Source organism: Halomonas sp. V046 (assembly GCF_052645355.1).
Genome location: NZ_JBQXYF010000004.1, coordinates 156,658 through 174,484, shown reverse-complemented (window position 1 = coordinate 174,484; position 17,827 = coordinate 156,658). Strand labels below are relative to the sequence as shown.

Sequence of the window (17,827 nt, the reverse complement as noted above, 5' to 3'; positions counted from 1 at the left end):
CCACCTGCACGGAACGCAGCGCCGATGTCTTTGAAATCTCGCCTGATGCTGACGTTGCTGGTCCTGCCACTGGTGATTCTTACCCTGGTGATGGGATTTTCCCTGAACAAGGGTACGCAACAGCGCCAGGACGCCATGCAACAGCAGCTGGAGATCGCCACCCGCCTGGTCGCGCCGCGCCTGGGCCAAGCCCTGGCCATGGCCGAGCCCGAGGCACTGCAGGCCGCTGCCAACCAGCTGATGGACATTCCCTCGGTGCGGGCACTGCGCATCCGCCAGGGCGGTGAAACCGTGATGGAGCTGGGTCGCCTCAAGGGTGAGGCGCTGGCGCTCACCGAGACGTCGACGGCGAGCCTCTCGCAGCACTATCGTCAGTGGGTGCTGCGTCAGCCCCTGGCGCCGGCCGACGCCTTGCTGACCCTGGATGTCGACGCCTCGCTACTGCTGCTGGCGACCTACAGCGACCTCGCCCGAGGCGGCCTGATCCTGCTGGTCAGCGGCTTGCTGCTGTTTCTGGTGGCCTTTTCACTGGGCCGGCGCATCGTGCAACCGGTGGATGACATGGGCCACGTTCTCGACCAGCTCAGCGCCGGGCGCACGCCAACCCACCTGGCGCTCGATCAGCCCCAGGAGCTGGCCGACCTGGCCCGACGGGTCAATACCCTGGCCGACCACATGGCCGAGGCCAAGGAGGATCTGCACCATCAGATTGAGCACGCCACCCAGGAACTCCAGGAGTCCATGGAGACCATCGAGGTCCAGAACATCGAACTGGACATCGCCCATCGCCAGGCGGTGGAGGCCAATCGCATCAAGTCGGAGTTCCTGGCCAACATGAGCCACGAGATTCGCACTCCGCTCAATGGCATCGTCGGCTTCTGTCGGCTGCTCGGCCGCTCCGCACTGGACCCACGCCAGCGCGAGTGGCTCGATCAGGTTCAGCGCGCCTGTGACAACCTGCTGTCGCTGGTCAACGACGTGCTCGATTTCTCCAAGCTGGAAGCCGGACGCTTGATTCTCGAACATGTCCCGGTGGACATTCAGGGCCTGGTCGACGAGGTTCTGGGCCTGCAGGCACCGCTCGCCCAGCAGAAGGGACTGCAGCTCTTGAACCTCGTCTACGACGATGTGCCCGCCGAGTTGGTCGGCGACCCGATGCGCATACGTCAGGTGCTGACCAATCTGGTCAACAACGCGATCAAGTTCACCGAGCACGGCGAGGTCATCGTGCGGGTCATGGTCGAAGAGGCGCACAACGACCGGGTCTCGCTGCGCTTGAGCGTCAGTGACACCGGCATCGGCCTCAGTGAAAGCCAGCAGCGACGTCTGTTTCAGGCCTTTCGTCAGGCCGCGGCCAGCCATTCAAGGCGCTTTGGGGGAACCGGGCTCGGACTCGCCATCTCGCGTCAGCTGGTCGAACAGATGGGCGGAACCGTGGGCGTCGACAGCACGCCGGAACATGGTTCGACGTTCTATTTCACCCTGTCGCTGGCCGGCAACCCCCATGTCGAGCGCGAACCAGAGCTGGATCTGGATGGCCTCGCCCTGCACATCGAGGAGCCTCACGGCCCGACCCGCCGGGCGCTGATTCATCTGGTCACCCGCTGGCGCGCCAGGGTCGTCGACACCCCGAGCGAGGCCACGCTGGTGCTTGAAGCCATCAACCAGGAGGACATCGAAGGCGAGCGCCTCGGCCAGTTGCGCCAGCGCCTGGAACAGCGTACTCGCCCCACCCTGCTGCTGCTCAACGCCGGCCTCCCCGACATGGCGGCCCTGGCGCTACCACAGCGAGCAGGCATCCTCGCCAAGCCGCTGTCGCGCCAGGGCCTGGGGGCCGCGCTGTCACGCTATCTCGACTGGCACGGCGACACCCTTGCCAGCCATGCGTCGCCGCCGTCGCTGATCACCTCCAACCCGCCACAGCCTGCCCAGTGGCCCGCCCCACGCCCCGAACTCCCCGAGCTCTCGCCCCGCCGCGTCCGCCTGCTGGTCGTCGACGACAGCGAGACCAACCGGCTGTTGCTCAAGGAATTGATCCAAGGGCCGGGACGCGAGGTGACGCTGGTTGCCAGTGGCGAAGAGGCCCTGGCGCTCGCCCAGCAGAGGGTATTCGATCTGGTGCTGATGGATATTCGCATGCACGGCATGGACGGCATCGAGACGACCCAGGCCCTGAGACGGCTCGGCCACGAGTGGCGGGACCGCCCGATCATCGCGGTGACCGCTCATGTGCTCGACTCTCAGCGCCGGGAACTCAAGGATAGCGGCATGGATGACGTGTTGATCAAGCCCCTCGACCCGATCAAGCTGGCCGAGCTGCTGCACACCTGGCTAGGTATCCGGCTCGAGGCCCCCCTCGCCGAGCAGCGACCGGCGGCCCGCGACGATACTCGCAGCAGGCCAGCAGAGACAGACTCGCCGAATGCTCAGGAGGAACTGGCGACGGTCGACATGGCGCTGGGGGCTCGGCTGGCAGGCGGGCGCGAAGCGCTGGCCCATCAGTTGATCGAAACCTTGGTGGCGTCGCTTGACGAGACGCAAGCCGACCTCAATGCGGCGCTCGCCAATGACGATGAGGAAGCCGTGCTCGATGCGGTACACGCCCTGAATGGCGCCTGTCGGTATTGCGGCGTACCCCGCCTGGGGCTGCTGGCGGAAACCCTCGAGACCCGCCTACGCTCTCGCGGCCTGGCCTCGGTGGTGCCGATGCTGACCGATCTGTTCACCGCGATGGACGACCTGCGGGCCTGGCCCCGGCCCGCCACCGACAATGCCGCCGGCGTCTCCGACAGCGCCTCTGACAGCGCCTCTGACAGCGCCTCTGACCAAGCCTCCGACTGAGCCTCCGACCAAGCCCTCGCGGGGGACCGCGGTGCGAGCTTCGAGCATCGCTAGAGCGAGCCACCGGCGCGACCTTCGAGAACCACGAAGGCCACGGCCAGATCCTGCTCGTCGCTGAGACTCAGGTGAATGCCGGAGACCCCGGCGACATTCGCCAACTCCCTGGCCTTGCCCGACAGCACCAGCGAGGGACGGCCGAGTGCATCATTGACCACTTCGATGTCCGTCCAGCGCATGCCCCGACGCAGGCCTGTACCCAGCGCCTTGACGAAGGCTTCCTTGGCGGCGAAGCGCTTGGCCAGGTAGGCCGCCGGGCGCGGTGCCTGACCCAGCCGCTCAAGCTCCCGCGGCCCCAGCAGGCGCTCGGCAAACCGCGCACCGCGCCGCCCAAGGGCCGCCTCCAGGCGATGAATATGGGCAATATCCGTGCCGATGCCGAGAATCATGCTCCCGGGCCTCGTCCCGCCGGGCCCTTTCTCACTGGGCCTTGTCCCGCTGGGTGAAGGCCAGCCAGGGCGTTAATGCCGCTGGCCATGGTCGGTGGGGTGGCAATCGGCATGGTCATGCTCATGGTCGTGCTCCTCGGCGAAGTCGTCGATGGCAGCCACCAGCCCGGCTTCGTAGCCCGCCAGCATCAACCGCTTCATTTCCGCCACCGCTTCCTTGAGGCCCACAAACAACGACCGCGCGATGATGGCGTGACCAATGTTCAGCTCATGAAGGCCGGGGATCGCGGCGATTGCCTCGACGTTATGATAGTGCAGCCCATGGCCCGCGTTGACGATCAGGCCAAGCTCGCCGGCCATCTCGGTGGCCGCCACCAGACGCTGGTACTCGCGCGTCGCGTCATCGCGCCCGATGGCCTCGGCAAAGGCACCGGTATGCAGCTCGATCACCGGCGCGCCGGCGCGCACCGCCGCCTCGATCTGATCGGGCTCGGGATCGATGAACAGTGATACCTCCGCGCCAGCAGCCGCCAGACGCGCGCAGGCATCCTTGATCGCAGCGAACTGTCCGACCACGTCCAGGCCGCCTTCGGTGGTCAGCTCTTCACGCTTTTCCGGGACCAGGCAGACGTGGGCCGGGCGCACGTCCTCGGCCAGCACCAGCATCTCTTCAAGCACCGCCATCTCGAGGTTCATGCGTGTGTTCAGCACCTCGGCCAACAGTCGCACGTCACGCTCTTGAATATGGCGACGATCCTCACGCAGATGAACGGTAATACCATCGGCGCCGGCCTCTTCGGCCACCAGGGCCGCCTGTACCGGATCGGGATAGCGGGTGCCACGGGCCTGACGCAGGGTGGCAATGTGATCGATGTTGACGCCGAGCAACAGGCGAGGAGCATGCATCGGTGTTCTCCGATTAGTGAAAAGACGTAGTAGCGCAAGCCAGCACCGGCAGGTGCCGGAGGCACTCCAGCCGCCCTGGCAAGCTCAGCGATTCTAGCACCGTCACGGCGGCATTCTCAGCCCGTCACGACCGACCCACGCCGGCGCTCGGCCAGGGCCTGCATCAGCGCCCTGGAGCGCAACGGGCGTTCGCCGAGCAGTGGCGACAGCGCCGCACGCGTCACCGCCTTCGCGGCGCCGGCAAGCCCAGCCTCCCCCCAGTCGGACGACGCCAGCAGACGCAGCGTGCGTCCGTCGATACCGCGAGGCGCCGGCACAAAAGCCCGGCTCGCCACGTCGAAGCGATACGCGGCCTGAGGATCCAGTGACCCGCCATCGGGCAGCGTGAAACGCGGCGCCGCATCCAGCGCCTCGAGCAGCGCAAGCTCGAGGCGTCGGAGCGCCGTGGCCCGGGAAGCCGGCGTGACCAGGGCGGCCAGGGTCGAGGTGTAGAACGCGAAGACGTCGGCCACCGGCAACTCCACCGGCAGCAGGCGCGTCAGCAATTCGTTGGCATAGAGCCCACACAGCAGGCCCTCGCCGGCCAGCATCGCCGCGGCCCCGCGCGACTCGATCAGGCGCAAGCGCTTGAGGTCGCGCTCACCCTGCCAGGTCAAGTGCAGCGGAGCGAAGGGTTGCATCTGCGCGCGGCTACGACTGCCCGGACGCTGAACGCCCTGGGCCACCGCGCGCACTCGACCATGATCGAGGGTCAGCAGTTCCACCAGGGCGCTGGTTTCACGGTAGGGGCGCTTGTGCAGCAAAAAGGCGGGCTGGGGCTGCATCGCGTGAACTCCACCGAATCCTTAGAAAAGTGCCTCAGACGTTGGGACAAGACCCGACGGGACCGCGGCCTCAGCCTCGCGCCGGCCGCGTTTCGAGACCGGCGGTGCGCACCTCAGTCGAGGTCGTAGCCGAGGCTCTTCAGCGCCCGCTCGTCGTCGGACCAGCCACGCTTGACCTTGACCCACAGGTTCAGCATCACCTTGCTGTCCAGCGCCCGCTCCATGTCCAGACGCGCCTCACGACCGATGTTCTTGATCCGGTCGCCGTTGTCGCCGATCAGGATCTTCTTCTGGCCCTGACGCTCGACCAGAATCAGGGCACTGATGTGCACCACCCGGCCCTCGTCTCGGTACTCCTCGATCTCCACCGTCATCTGGTAAGGCAACTCGTCGCCGAGCTGACGCATGACCTTTTCCCGCACCAGCTCCGCCGCCAGAAAGCGCTGGCTTCTGTCGGTGACCTGGTCTTCAGGGAAGTGGTGAATGCCCTCGGGCAGGTGCTTGGCGATCTCGACCTCGAGTTCCGGCACGTTGCTGCCGTGCTTGGCCGAGATCGGCACCACGGCCGCGAAATCGCGACGCGCGCCGACATCGGACAGCCACGGCAATAGGCTCGCCTTGTCGTTGAGCCGATCGACCTTGTTCACCGCCAGAATCACCGGCGCCGTCACGTGAGCCAGACGATCGAGCACGATCTGGTCTTCCTCCGACCAGCGCGTCCGATCGATGATGAACACCACGCAGTCGACATCGCGCAGGGCCTGCACCGCGGCCTGGTTCATGAAACGGTTGATCGCCTTGTTGCGATCCTTGGCCATGATGTGAATACCCGGCGTATCGACGTAGATGAACTGCGCCTCGTCCTCGGTCTTGATGCCCATCACCTGGTGACGGGTGGTCTGGGGACGACGCGAGGTGATCGAGATCTTCTGGCCGAGGATCCGGTTCATCAGGGTCGATTTGCCGACGTTGGGCCGCCCGACAATGGCGACAAAACCGCAGGTCTGGGTCATGCACTGACTCCCTTGGGGTCGAGCAGGACCAGGGCACGCTCGGCGGCCTGCTGCTCGGCGTGGCGACGGCTCGAGCCGGTCCCCACGGTGTGTTCTTCGAGCACCTCCACGTGGCATTCCACGGTGAAGGTCTGCGCGTGGGCTTCGCCTTCCACCGAGGTGACGTCATAGCGCGGCAAGGGCGACTGACGCGACTGCAGAAACTCCTGCAGCCGAGTCTTGGGGTCTTTCTGCGACTGTTTGAGGTCGATCGCCTCGAGGCGCTCGGCAAACCAGGCCAGCACGCGGCTGCGCACCTGGTCCATGCCAGCGTCGAGATAGATCGCGCCGATCACCGCTTCGACGGCGTCGGCAAGGATCGATTCGCGACGGTGCCCACCGCTCTTCATCTCGCCAGAACCGAGGCGCAGGCACTCACCGACGCTCATCTCGCGCGCCAGTTCGGCGAGCGTCTGGCCCTTGACCAGGCGCGCGCGCAGCCGCGAGAGCTGCCCTTCTCGAGCCTCGGGAAAGCGCTGGAACAGCGCCTCGGCGATGACGAAGTTGACGATGGAGTCACCGAGAAACTCGAGACGCTCGTTGTTGCGCCCACCGAAACTGCGGTGGGTCATGGCCAATTCCAGCAGGCCGGGGTCAGCGAACTCATGACCGATACGGCGGCTGAAGGCAGTCAGGGGATTGCTCACGACGCTCCTGATAAGTGTTGTCTGACGGTGGGCAGGGGAACGGGGAACGCAGCGACTATGGAATCAGCCGTACGCTGGAGAAGCTCGGCAGCCCACCGTCCCAGTGCATCCATACGGCGAACGCCTTGCCCACGATGTTCTCCTCAGGGATGAATCCCCAGTAGCGGCTGTCATTGGAGTGGTCGCGATTGTCGCCCATGGCGAAATACTTGCCTTCCGGCACGACCACCTCATGCACCAGCGGACCCGGGTCCCGAGGATTATTATAAATGCGATGCTCGTGTTGCCCCAGTTGCTCGGCCAGTTCAAGCTCTCCTGGCGCCTTCTCGGGACCGGCCTCGATCAGCGACTTGGGCACCGGCTCCCCGTTGACGTAGAGCTGCTTGTCGACGTAGCGAATACGGTCACCCGGCAGCCCGACGACCCGCTTGATGAAGTTCACCGACGGGTCCTGGGGGAACCGGAACACCATCACGTCGCCACGTTCGGGTTCGTCGATATCGACGAACTTGGTGTTGACGGCCGGCAAGCGCAGGCCATAAGCGAACTTGTTGACGAGGATAAAGTCGCCCACTTCCAGCGTCGGGCGCATCGACCCCGACGGGATCTGGAACGGTTCGACCAGAAAGCTGCGCAGCACCAGCACCACCAGCAGCACCGGAAAGAAGGAGCGGGCGTAGTCCACCGGCCACGGGTCCTTGACGGCCCGTTGACGTGCCGGCAGGTCCACCCCTTCGGTGGTACCGGCTTCGGCTGCCTCGGTCACGCGCCGACGCTTCGGACGCCACCAGATGAGATCGAGCAGCCAGATGGCGCCGGTGATCGCCACCGCGATCACCAGAAGCAGGGAGAAATCCATGTCAGTCCTTCCTAATCGTTCACCTTGAGCACGGCAAGGAAGGCATCCTGGGGAATCTCGACCCGGCCGACCTGCTTCATGCGTTTCTTACCCGCTTTCTGCTTCTCGAGCAGCTTCTTCTTGCGAGTCATGTCGCCCCCGTAACACTTCGCGGTGACGTTCTTGCGCAGCGCCTTGACCGTGGACCGCGCCACGACCTGACCGCCGATGGCCGCCTGAATGGCGACGTCGAACATCTGGCGCGGGATCAGCTCTTTCATCTTCTCGACCAGGATCCGGCCGCGTGAATGGGCGTGGTCACGGTGAATGATGACCGCCAACGCATCGACGCGATCGCCGTTGATCAGCACGTCCAGGCGTACCAGCTTGGCCTCGTCAAAACGCTCGAAGTTGTAGTCGAGGGAGGCATAGCCCTTAGAGATGGACTTCAGTCGATCGAAGAAGTCCATCACGACCTCACTCATCGGCAGCTCGTAGGTCAGCTGAATCTGGCTGCCCAGGAACAGCATGTCGAGTTGACTACCACGACGCAATTCGCATTCGCTGATGACGTTGCCGACGAACTCCTGCGGCACCAGGATGCTGGCCCGCACGATGGGCTCACGCATCTCGTCCACGTCCGCCATGTCGGGCAACTTGGAGGGGTTGGACACGTAGCGGACATCGCCATTCTTCATGCCAAGCTCATAGACCACGGTCGGCGCCGTGGTCAGCAAGTCCATGTTGTACTCGCGCTCGAGCCGCTCCTGGACGATCTCCATGTGCAGCGTGCCGAGGAAGCCGACCCGGAAGCCGAAGCCGAGGGCGTCGGAATTCTCCGGCTCGTAGTCGAGGGAGGCATCGTTGAGCGCCAGCTTCTCGAGGGCGTCGCGGAAGTCTTCGTAATCGTCGGCGCTGATCGGGAACATGCCCGCATAGACCTGCGGCTTGACCTTCTGGAAGCCCGGCAGGCGTTTCACGTCCGGCGTCTTGGCGTGGGAGATGGTATCCCCCACCGGCGCGCCCTGGATGTCCTTGATGCCCGCCACCACGAAACCGACTTCACCGGCGCGCAGGACGTCGGTGGACTTGCGCAGCGGGGTAAAGATCCCGACCTCATTGGCCTGCCAGTCGCGACCGGTCGAGATAATCCGAATCTTCTCGCCTTTCTTGAGGGTGCCATCGAAGATACGCACCAGCGACACCACGCCCAGGTAGTTGTCGAACCAGGAGTCGATGATCAGCGCCTGAAGCGGAGCCTCGGGGTCGCCCTTGGGCGGCGGGATGTCGCGCACCAGCCGCTCCAGCAGCGCATCGATCCCCAGTCCGCTCTTGGCCGATACCTGGCAGGCATCGGTGGCGTCCAGGCCGATGATCTCCTCGACCTCATGGGCGACCTTGTCCGGATCGGCCTGGGGCAGGTCCATCTTGTTGAGCACCGGCAGCACTTCGAGGCCCTGCTCGATGGCGGTGTAGCAATTCGCCACCGACTGGGCTTCGACGCCCTGGGCCGCGTCCACCACCAGCAGCGCGCCTTCACAGGCGTACAGGGAGCGCGAGACCTCGTAAGAGAAGTCCACGTGCCCCGGCGTATCGATGAAGTTCAACTGATAGGTTTCGCCGTCGGCGGCCGTATAGTCCAGCGTCACCGACTGGGCCTTGATGGTAATCCCGCGCTCGCGCTCCAGGTCCATGGAGTCGAGCACCTGCTCCTTGAGTTCACGCTCGGTCAGGCCACCGCAGCTCTGGATCAGGCGATCGGCCAGGGTCGACTTGCCATGATCGATATGCGCGATGATCGAAAAGTTACGTATATTATTGATTACCTTTCGGTTATCAGTCTCTGACATGCAAGAGGTTTCCGTTTCAAAGAGAGCGTCAGGTGCAATGCGGCGGAGGATGCCTGGACGACGCGAGGAAGAAATTGGCGCCATTGTACCGGCATCCCAGTGCCGACGCACGCCGAGCCGATGCCGACACACCAGCGCCCGGTGAATCGTCACCGGGCGCCAGGAACATCGGCCTGTGCCACCAGGCCTATGGAGTCCGCCTGAAGGGCGGCTAGTCGTCGGATTCCTCGGCCACCCGCAAGGCGACGAACAGCGAGCGTCCGTCACGGAACAGACGCACCGGCACCGCCCGATCGGCGGGCAGTCCGCTCACCACCTCGGTCAGCTGGCGGGCACTTTGTATCGTCTGATTGTCGATACTGACCAGCACATCGCCGGCGCGAATACCGGAAGCGGCGGCGACGCCACGGGGGTCGACTTCGGTGACGCGCACGCCACTGTCGATGGCAAACTTGCCAAGCTCGGCGTCGGACAGCGATTGCACCGCGATGCCAAGACGCGCCGGTGACGACCCGCCACGCTCCTGACTCCCCTCTGCCGTCTCTGGCCAATTGCCCACCGTAACGCTCTCGGTCACTTGCTCACCGCCGCGCAGCAGCGTCAGCTCCACCTCGCTTTCCGGGCTCACCTTGCCGATCAGGCGCGGCAGGGAACTCGAGCGTTCGACGTTCTCGCCATTCACCGACAGGATGATATCCCCGGCCTGAAGGCCACCGCGTGCCGCCGGGCCGTCGGGATCGACGTCGGCAATCAGCGCCCCCTCGGCCTGGTCCATGCCGAAGGACTCGGCCAGATCACGAGACACCGGCTGAATCATCACACCGAGCCAGCCGCGGGTAACATGACCCTCGCTCCTGAGCTGATCGGCGACGTCCATGGCCACATTGATCGGGATGGCGAAGGACAGGCCCATGAAGCCACCGCTGCGGGTAAAGATCTGCGAGTTGATGCCGATGACCTCGCCGTCGAGGTTGAACAGCGGCCCGCCGGAGTTCCCCGGATTGATCGCCACATCGGTCTGGATAAAGGGCACGTAGGCGTCGCGCGGCAAGGTGCGATTGATCGCCGAGATGATGCCGGCGGTCACCGAATGGTCGAAACCGAACGGCGAGCCGATGGCGGCCACCCACTCCCCGACCTTCAGCCCGTCGGAGTCACCCAGATTCAGCGTCGGCAGATTGTCGGCGTCGACCTTGAGCACGGCGACATCGGTCTTCTCGTCCGCGCCCACCAGCTCGGCCTTCAGGTCGCGACGATCATTGAGGCGCACCATGATCTCGTCGGCGCCGTCCACCACGTGGGCGTTGGTCATGATGTAGCCGTCGGCATCGATGACGAAGCCGGAGCCGAGCGACTGGCGTTCTTCGCTGTAATCGCGCCCCCCCGGCGGCGCGGGCATGCGATCACCGAAGAAATGACGAAAGATATCGGGCATGTCCTGACCGCCGAACTGGTCAAACGGCGACGCCGACCGTTCCGTTATCCGGGTGGTCGAGATATTGACCACCCCGGGAGCGGCTTGCTCCACCAACTCGGTGAAGTCCGGCAGCTCCCTGGCCATGCTCGACTGGGCGAACACGACCCCGACGGCCAGCGCCATCCACAGGGTCAGGTTTCGAGTTATTGGCTTCATGCAAAACTCCTGCTACGACAAAGGATGCGAGGTAACAACGCAAGGGTTGCCCTATGATCTACCGCGCCCGGCGGAAAAGGTTCATTGATTAGCGGTCAAATCATCAACGCGGCGCACTCGACCTGCGAAGGGCGAAGCCTTATGGTGGCGCCGCGGATCGACCGGGATCCACCAGAATCGGACGGAACCGAGAGTCTCGACGGCGCAAATAGCGGCGCAAGGCCAGCCCCCCCACCGCGAGACCGAACCCAAAGGCCACCGGCACGCCAAGATGATCCGGATACATCCGATCGACGCCCCAGGCCACGCCCAGCGCTAGCCACAACGGGATGCCGTAGACCAGCACGCTGGCGCGGGTCAGGGTCGCGGCGGATACGCCCACCTCGACCCGGCTGCCGATGGCCGGCGGCGGGTCGGCGGCTACCTCAAGCTGCCAATCGCGAGCCCCGGCGCGCTCCAACACCCCTGCTCCGCAGCCACCCCGGCGCGAGCACCCCGAGCAACCGCGCGGGGAGGACAGCGCGACGCGTACCCCGCCCGTCACCCAGCCCACCACGACGCCCTCGGCGGTCACGCCACAGGTAGCGCCGGGTCGCGAGGTGAACGACTCAGACGTCACGCCAACGCTCCTGCCGGGCGCCACCCAAGGCACCTCCCTGGCCGAAACCCACTCGGGTTTCGCGACATGCCGCAAGCGGCGTCCTCGCGGGCAACATCAAGAGGACGACTCGGCGGCGCCGGAAGGAAGCTCGGGCGCAAGTTCCAGGGTCTCGGCAATACGCAACAGTACCCGAGGCGGCAACTCTCCCACCGCGATGACCTGCAGAGCGTGGCCGTCCGTCTCGAATCGCCGCACCGCCGCATGGCTCGCGCCGAGGCGATGCAGGCCGGGTCGCAAGGCCTCGGTCGTCGACACCGGCTCGACGAAAACGCTGATGGTCGACAACCCATCGCTGTACAGCCGATGGCGCCTGGGTCCTTCCTCGCCAGACGCCATGGCCATCAGCGGCTGCGCCACGAAGCCTTGTGGCAACCAGCCAGCGCGCCACGGGAAGGTGGCGCTGGAGACCGGCGCCAACAGCCGAACCTCCCCCTCGTAACGCTCGGGCGGCGTCAGCCCCACCAGTTGAAAGGTCTCCAGCGCTCGCCCCTGGCCATCGACCAGCATGCGCTTGAGCGGCAACCCCGTGGCGCGATCGAGCCACAGGCGATAGCCATAACGCAGGTCATCCCGTGGCACTAGGCGCAGTCGCTCGCTGACGCGATTGGCGATGCGCTCCTGGCCGTCCAGCGTGATCTCGTAGTACTGCACGAGATGGGCCACCAGGGCCTCAGGCGAGGCCGGTGCCGATCCGTCGGGGGGCGGACCCTCGGCGCCGCGACCGACGCTGGCTGCCGTTGCATCGTCCGCGCCTCCCTGGTGTTCCCTCTCGCCACTGGCGCCAGGCGCCGTGTTCAACTGAAAGCGCAGCGATCCGCCTTCGCGCAACAACGACCGACTGGGCCCGTCAAGATAGTGCAGGCGCTCACGCTCGACGCCGTCCTGCACGTCGCGTGCCAAGGACAGCGTCGCGACCTGATCATCGACGATCTGTACCGCCCTGGCCTGATAGCGATAGCAGTGTGTCGCCCAGACGCTGCGCTCGAACCACTGCACAGCACTCACAGGGGCCGCCACCGAGTCCAGTTCACGACAATCGTAAACGGACTGGGTCGTGGTGGCCGAGGCTTGCTCGGACGCGAGCGCACCAGTGACCTCATCGTCGGCGGCCATCGCCGGCAACGCCAGGCCACCGAGGACAGGCACGGCCAGCGACAGCACGGCAAGGGTCAGTGAACGGGACAAGAGGGATGGGAATGGCATAGGACCTTCCTGGACGGGGCGACCTGATTCAGATACTGCTGACAGTGACCATCGATCCTAACGCGCTCTGCATCGCTGTGAGAAGACAGCACGCCGTCGGTAGACCGGCGTCGGCGTCGGCCCCGGTCGCGACACGAACGAAAGACGGGGCCGCTCGGGACCGATGGCAAGCCGATGCGGTGGGCGGACCCTGCCCGCCGGGCACACGTCAGCTGCATGCCACTTGCATAAGAAAGGGCGCGCGACTTTGTGTCGGCGCCCCCTTTCCGTTGCTGTACGTTTCTTTGCTGCAATTTTTGCTTCTACATTCTTCTGTGCTGCGTTTCCTTGCCTTTGCTTGAACGGACTCTCGCTGGAACGCCCTTTCGCTTGCACCCAGCGCCAGAGCTCCGCCCCCGACGGCTGCCCAGTAACGTGACCGAGGCAGCCTTTCTCGCCATACCAACCGTCTTGCCCTGGCGATATCGGGTTTGTGCGGTGTCGCACCAGCCGATTTAACGAGCGTCGGCGGTTTCACCGGGCAGGGCCCGCACCATCGGCATCCAACTATCGGCACTGCTGAAGGCGGCGCCCTGAGCATGGCGATCGAGATACGACTGCAACAGCCGCGCCTGGGCCTGGTCGGCGCGTGCCGACTGCTCCGAAGACGGTGACATGAACATCGGTGATGACGGGCTTGCACCCACTGTCATCAGCCCGCTGTTACCGCCGCCAGACGACTGGAACATCGGCAGATCGATCAGCGAAGGCCGCGCCGCAGCGAGCTCTGCCCCACCGGCGGACACCGTGCTCACCGCCGACGGCGACGAGGCTTGGGTGCCAGTGGCCAGCTCCGAACCGGCTCCCGCCGGTGCCGAACCAGCGCTACCACTGAACGAACCGTTGTAAAACTGCACGCCGCTGATCACCATCAAGGACACGGCGGCAGCGATACCGGCCCCCCGGGCGAAGGGAAGGCTGGCCACGCGACCGGCACGGCCCGCTGTGGCATCGTCGAGCAGGGGCGCCGGCTCATCGGCAAGGCGTGCCATGATCCCGGCCGACAGGTCCACCGACGGATCCATATCGGACTCGCGTCGCATGCTAGCTCTCATCAGGTGGTACCGACGCCAGGCGGAAGCGGCATCACCATCGGTTTCCAGTGACTTGAGCACCCGGCGCAACTCGAGTTCGTCACCTTCGTTGTCCATCAGGGCTGAAAGCGATTCCCGTGCGTTCAGACTCATTCTCCACACCTCACATCGACGAAGCGTTGCGCCTCATGGTCATTTGACCCATCGGGGCCCTTGTCTATGGCTCCCGACGAGCGCCGCATTGCGGCTGGCGGCCCGTAAAACGCTGGGCCAGTCACAGGGTAAGACGCGGCAAACACCAATCAGTTCATCCTTATCATGAAAAAAATGGGGAAATCACCGGCCAGATCGATTTCATCTGCCTGAACGCGCCGCAGGAGTCACCTATTCCGGCACGGGTTCAGCGTTGCGGGTGGTCGTGACCAGGGGCTGAATATGCTGGTCCACGGCCTCCCTGGCACGGAAAATACGCGATCGTACCGTACCGACCGGGCACTGCATGATCTGGGCGATGTCCTCATAGGACAGCCCGTCGAGCTCGCGCAGGGTGATCGCGGTACGCAGATCGTCGGGCAGATTCTCGATGGCCTCGAACACCGCCGCCTCAAGCTGATCGCGGGCAATGGCTGCTTCCGGCGTCTCGATATCCGACAGCCGACCACTCATGTCGATCATTTCGGCGTCGTTGATATCGAGGTCACTGCCCGGCGGTCGCCGCCCCCGAGAGACCAGATGGTTCTTGGCGGTGTTGATCGCAATGCGGTACATCCAGGTATAGAAGGCACTCTCGGCGCGAAATTTTCCCAGCGCTCGGTACGCCTTGATGAAGGCTTCCTGAGCCACGTCCTGCACTTCGGCGTGATCGTTGATGTAGCGCCCGATCAGGCCGAGGATCTTGTGCTGGTACTTTTTGACCAGCAGATCGAAGGCACGGTTGTCGCCCTTCTGGGCTCGCTCGACCAACTGCTGATCGGTTTCCCTACTGCTCATGCGACTCCTCCCCGAACGGGCCGGAAGTGAGTCGCGACGGTGTTCGCACTGAAGACGCTTGGGGCAGCATAGGTCAACCTGAGGCCCGGTGGCTGAAATCGGATCATGGGATTCGTCACGACAAAAGGAACAAGTGTTCCTGTTTCACGGGCTTGCATCAAGCTTCCTTTGCCTGCATTTCATTGTCGCGCTACGACAACCCGCGTATGGCAAGGTTCCCCCGGGCGATTGAATTTGCCCGTGGCTCAAGGGATAGTAGGGCCATGCACATCGCGCCCGCGCGCCGCCACGACCCCACAGGTAGCCCCCATGTCCGACCAGCAGGTGAACAACCTCAACGTTCTCGCCCAGGACGTTCTCGTCACACCCGAGCAGCTCAAGCAGGAAATCCCCCTGACGCCCGAGGCGGAAACCACCGTCATCGAGGGACGCGAGACCATCCAGAATATTCTCGATGGCAAGGACCCGCGCCTGCTGATGGTCGTCGGGCCCTGCTCCATCCACGATGTGGATGCGGCGCTGGACTATGCTCGCCGCCTGCGCCGGCTCGCCGATGAGGTCAAGGATAGCCTGTATATCGTGATGCGAGTCTACTTCGAGAAGCCGCGCACTACCGTCGGCTGGAAGGGGCTGATCAATGACCCCCACTTGAACGGCTCGTTCGAGATCGAAGAAGGTCTGCACATCGCCCGGCGTCTGCTGGTCGAACTGTCCGAGCTCGGCCTGCCGCTGGCCACCGAGGCGCTGGACCCGATATCGCCCCAGTACCTGCAGGACTGCATCAGCTGGTCGGCCATCGGCGCCCGGACCACCGAGTCCCAGACCCACCGCGAAATGTCGTCCGGCCTGTCATGCCCGGTGGGCTTCAAGAATGGCACCGACGGCAGCCTCGACGTCGCGGTCAATGCGCTGCAGTCGGTGTCTCACCCGCACAATTTCCTCGGCATCGATCAGCGCGGCCAGGTGGCGATCATTCGCACCCGGGGCAACGCCTACGCCCATGTAGTGCTGCGCGGCGGCAATGGCAAGCCCAACTACGACAGCGTCAGCGTTGCGCTGGCCGAGCAGGAGCTCAAGAGGGCCGGGGTCAAGCCCAACATCATGATCGACTGCTCCCACGCCAACTCCAACAAGGATGCCGCGCTGCAGCCGCTGGTGCTGGAAAACGTCACCCATCAGATTCTCGACGGCAACCGCTCCATCATCGGCCTGATGGTCGAGTCGAATATCGGCTGGGGCAATCAGAAACTCAGCGAAGACCGCAGCCAGATGGCCTACGGCGTGTCCGTTACCGACGCCTGCATCGACTGGGACACCAGCGTCGAGGCCCTGCGCAGCATGAACGAACGACTGGCACCGGTACTCGCCAAACGCGTCTCGTAAAGGCCGCACACCCGAACCTTCACGCCCACGCCTCCAGGGCCAGACCGCAACACTGGCCTTGGAGATCGCCGCGCCGGGCTCCCCCAAGGTCACAGGCCCAGGACAGGGCACAGGCCGGGGCAACATGGCGCAGGAAATAGACCAGGACATAGCCCGGAACATAGCCCGAAACATAGCCCGGAACATAGCCCGGAACATGGCGCAGGGAATAGACCAGGACATAGCCCGGAACATAGCCCGGAACTAGGGCGGAACACAGCCCGGGACATAGACCAGGACATAGCCCGGAACTAGGGCGGAACATAGCCCGGGACATGTACCAGGAAACACGCCAGGGCATCATCAAGATCACGCGTGCCGACGCGGTTCGCGCCGGGCAGTGGCGTCGAGGGTCAATGGAAAGGACCTGGTTCACCTGGCCATCGTCGCCACCTGGCCTGCCCAGGTCGCTCGCGCAAGGGCTATTTCCCATCATTCGCGAGAGGGCGAGTCACGTCACTCGCGCGAAGCGCTAGATGTCACGCGCGCTCGCGGCCCTGCTCGGCAAGCTTATACTGGGCGAAGAACCGACTGTCGCACTCCGAGGCCTCGGGGCACACGAAATAGGCCAAGTCATCGCGCACCGGGGCATCGCGCCGATGCTGGCCGTCCTCCCAGTACAGCACCGCGTGCTTTACCAGCTCGGCGAGATAGTTGTGATCCCAGGCGTAGTGGCAGTAGCCATGATGCGCCGACAGATAGGCGCTGTAGGCCGGATCCGGCTGCGGGACGCTACCCGCCTGCTTGAACGCGGCGAACGCCTTGGCATCGCGCTCCGCGGAGTCCGGGTGGACGAAATAGGCGATATCACGCCGCGGCGCCAAGGCCTGAGGCAAGCCGAACTTCTCCCCCACCTCGGCGCACTGGACGACGATCCAGGACACGAAGTGCGCACCGATCTTGTGGTCCCATTTGAGGGCGACGTACATGGCGAAGCTCCCTGTCGCAGAGGCGATTTAACCACCAGCGTAGTGATTGCCGCGGATTGCCGTGCCACGCCACGACGCACTCGGCCGCGATCGTCACCAGCATCGTCACTGCACACTCTCGCCTACCCCAGTCCGGCTGGCTTGGCGTCGAAGCGTCGATTCATGTAGGCGTATGCCGACAAGATGGAGAGGACATTGCCTTGACCGCCTTGACCGCCTTGACCGCCTTGACCGCCTTGACCGCCTTGACCGCCTTGACCGCCTTGACCGCCTTGACCGCCTTGACCGCCTTGACCACAGCGCCTTGACCACAGCGCATTGACCACAGCGCCTTGACCACAGGGCCTTGACCACAGCGCATTGAGCACACTTGACCACAGGGCCTTGACCACAGCGCCTTGACCACAGCACCCTGGCGCCAGACAGTCGGTACAACGCAAGGAAAGACCGCCGTTGAAAGATCCCCGTTGTACCGACCGCATGACGTCCCTCCCCGGCGGCGATGGCCGCCA

16 protein-coding genes are annotated in these 17,827 nt (G+C 64.6%); 2 read left to right on the top strand and 14 right to left on the bottom strand.

Annotation, left to right across the window (positions count from 1 at the left end; genetic code table 11):
• Positions 1-24: 24 nt before the first annotated feature.
• Complete coding sequence (locus ACUN9Y_RS06835) at positions 25-2,841, top strand: ATP-binding protein (protein WP_445459932.1); 2,817 nt, start codon at positions 25-27, stop codon at positions 2,839-2,841.
• 50 nt (positions 2,842-2,891) lie between these two features.
• Here the strand turns inward: ACUN9Y_RS06835 and acpS are convergent, their stop codons facing one another.
• From acpS to rpoE, 12 genes are all read right to left on the bottom strand, one after another.
• Positions 2,892-3,287 carry a holo-ACP synthase gene (gene acpS / locus ACUN9Y_RS06830; protein WP_445459931.1) on the bottom strand — a complete coding sequence of 132 codons (396 nt, stop codon included), beginning with the start codon at positions 3,285-3,287 and terminating at the stop codon, positions 2,892-2,894.
• A gap of 72 nt (positions 3,288-3,359) precedes the next feature.
• Positions 3,360-4,193: a pyridoxine 5'-phosphate synthase gene (pdxJ, locus tag ACUN9Y_RS06825; RefSeq protein WP_445459930.1), complete on the bottom strand. Its 834-nt coding sequence runs from the start codon at positions 4,191-4,193 to the stop codon at positions 3,360-3,362.
• Positions 4,194-4,309: 116 nt separating this feature from the next.
• A complete protein-coding gene (gene recO / locus ACUN9Y_RS06820; protein ID WP_445459929.1) occupies positions 4,310-5,017 on the bottom strand; it encodes a DNA repair protein RecO in 708 nt (235 codons plus the stop codon).
• Between the two features lie 113 nt (positions 5,018-5,130).
• Entirely contained in the window at positions 5,131-6,030 is a 900-nt protein-coding gene (gene era / locus ACUN9Y_RS06815) for a GTPase Era (protein ID WP_445459928.1), read from the bottom strand.
• Complete coding sequence (rnc, locus tag ACUN9Y_RS06810) at positions 6,027-6,716, bottom strand: ribonuclease III (RefSeq protein WP_445459927.1); 690 nt, start codon at positions 6,714-6,716, stop codon at positions 6,027-6,029. The genes era and rnc overlap by 4 nt, the downstream gene beginning before the upstream one ends.
• Before the next feature lie 55 nt (positions 6,717-6,771).
• Positions 6,772-7,575 carry a signal peptidase I gene (gene lepB / locus ACUN9Y_RS06805; protein ID WP_445459926.1) on the bottom strand — a complete coding sequence of 268 codons (804 nt, stop codon included), beginning with the start codon at positions 7,573-7,575 and terminating at the stop codon, positions 6,772-6,774.
• Between the two features lie 11 nt (positions 7,576-7,586).
• Positions 7,587-9,404, bottom strand: coding sequence for a translation elongation factor 4 (gene lepA, locus ACUN9Y_RS06800; RefSeq protein ID WP_445459925.1), 1,818 nt, complete (start codon positions 9,402-9,404; stop codon positions 7,587-7,589).
• 211 nt (positions 9,405-9,615) lie between these two features.
• Complete coding sequence (locus ACUN9Y_RS06795; RefSeq protein WP_445459924.1) at positions 9,616-11,037, bottom strand: DegQ family serine endoprotease; 1,422 nt, start codon at positions 11,035-11,037, stop codon at positions 9,616-9,618.
• 139 nt (positions 11,038-11,176) lie between these two features.
• Positions 11,177-11,656 (bottom strand): SoxR reducing system RseC family protein, encoded by a 480-nt coding sequence (locus ACUN9Y_RS06790; protein ID WP_445459923.1) that lies wholly within the window; start codon positions 11,654-11,656, stop codon positions 11,177-11,179.
• A 96-nt stretch (positions 11,657-11,752) separates the two neighbouring features.
• Positions 11,753-12,901, bottom strand: a complete 1,149-nt coding sequence (locus ACUN9Y_RS06785) for a MucB/RseB C-terminal domain-containing protein (protein WP_445459922.1) — start codon at positions 12,899-12,901, stop codon at positions 11,753-11,755.
• Positions 12,902-13,395: 494 nt separating this feature from the next.
• Entirely contained in the window at positions 13,396-14,127 is a 732-nt protein-coding gene (locus ACUN9Y_RS06780) for a sigma-E factor negative regulatory protein (RefSeq protein WP_445459921.1), read from the bottom strand.
• Between the two features lie 231 nt (positions 14,128-14,358).
• Positions 14,359-14,964 (bottom strand): RNA polymerase sigma factor RpoE, encoded by a 606-nt coding sequence (gene rpoE, locus ACUN9Y_RS06775; protein WP_445459920.1) that lies wholly within the window; start codon positions 14,962-14,964, stop codon positions 14,359-14,361.
• 309 nt (positions 14,965-15,273) lie between these two features.
• Between rpoE and ACUN9Y_RS06770 the strand changes: the two genes are divergently transcribed.
• Positions 15,274-16,347 carry a 3-deoxy-7-phosphoheptulonate synthase gene (locus ACUN9Y_RS06770; protein WP_445459919.1) on the top strand — a complete coding sequence of 358 codons (1,074 nt, stop codon included), beginning with the start codon at positions 15,274-15,276 and terminating at the stop codon, positions 16,345-16,347.
• A gap of 518 nt (positions 16,348-16,865) precedes the next feature.
• On the opposite strand, the gene ACUN9Y_RS06765 is transcribed toward ACUN9Y_RS06770, so the two are convergent.
• Together ACUN9Y_RS06765 and ACUN9Y_RS06760 are read right to left on the bottom strand one after the other, a co-directional pair.
• Positions 16,866-17,315: a hypothetical protein gene (locus ACUN9Y_RS06765; RefSeq protein ID WP_445459918.1), complete on the bottom strand. Its 450-nt coding sequence runs from the start codon at positions 17,313-17,315 to the stop codon at positions 16,866-16,868.
• 160 nt (positions 17,316-17,475) lie between these two features.
• A complete protein-coding gene (locus ACUN9Y_RS06760; protein WP_445459917.1) occupies positions 17,476-17,676 on the bottom strand; it encodes a hypothetical protein in 201 nt (66 codons plus the stop codon).
• Positions 17,677-17,827 lie beyond the last annotated feature (151 nt).

Coding starts and splice junctions, on each gene's coding strand:
- rpoE (WP_445459920.1), bottom strand. CDS start 14,964: ATGAGCAGTAGGGAAACCGATCAGCAGTTGGTCGAGCGAGCCCAGAAG.
- acpS (WP_445459931.1), bottom strand. CDS start 3,287: ATGATTCTCGGCATCGGCACGGATATTGCCCATATTCATCGCCTGGAG.
- ACUN9Y_RS06770 (WP_445459919.1), top strand. CDS start 15,274: ATGTCCGACCAGCAGGTGAACAACCTCAACGTTCTCGCCCAGGACGTT.
- ACUN9Y_RS06835 (WP_445459932.1), top strand. CDS start 25: ATGTCTTTGAAATCTCGCCTGATGCTGACGTTGCTGGTCCTGCCACTG.
- lepA (WP_445459925.1), bottom strand. CDS start 9,404: ATGTCAGAGACTGATAACCGAAAGGTAATCAATAATATACGTAACTTT.
- recO (WP_445459929.1), bottom strand. CDS start 5,017: ATGCAGCCCCAGCCCGCCTTTTTGCTGCACAAGCGCCCCTACCGTGAA.
- era (WP_445459928.1), bottom strand. CDS start 6,030: ATGACCCAGACCTGCGGTTTTGTCGCCATTGTCGGGCGGCCCAACGTC.
- ACUN9Y_RS06795 (WP_445459924.1), bottom strand. CDS start 11,037: ATGAAGCCAATAACTCGAAACCTGACCCTGTGGATGGCGCTGGCCGTC.
- ACUN9Y_RS06765 (WP_445459918.1), bottom strand. CDS start 17,315: ATGTACGTCGCCCTCAAATGGGACCACAAGATCGGTGCGCACTTCGTG.
- pdxJ (WP_445459930.1), bottom strand. CDS start 4,193: ATGCATGCTCCTCGCCTGTTGCTCGGCGTCAACATCGATCACATTGCC.
- lepB (WP_445459926.1), bottom strand. CDS start 7,575: ATGGATTTCTCCCTGCTTCTGGTGATCGCGGTGGCGATCACCGGCGCC.
- ACUN9Y_RS06780 (WP_445459921.1), bottom strand. CDS start 14,127: ATGAGTCTGAACGCACGGGAATCGCTTTCAGCCCTGATGGACAACGAA.
- ACUN9Y_RS06760 (WP_445459917.1), bottom strand. CDS start 17,676: ATGCGCTGTGGTCAAGGCCCTGTGGTCAAGGCGCTGTGGTCAATGCGC.
- ACUN9Y_RS06785 (WP_445459922.1), bottom strand. CDS start 12,901: ATGCCATTCCCATCCCTCTTGTCCCGTTCACTGACCCTTGCCGTGCTG.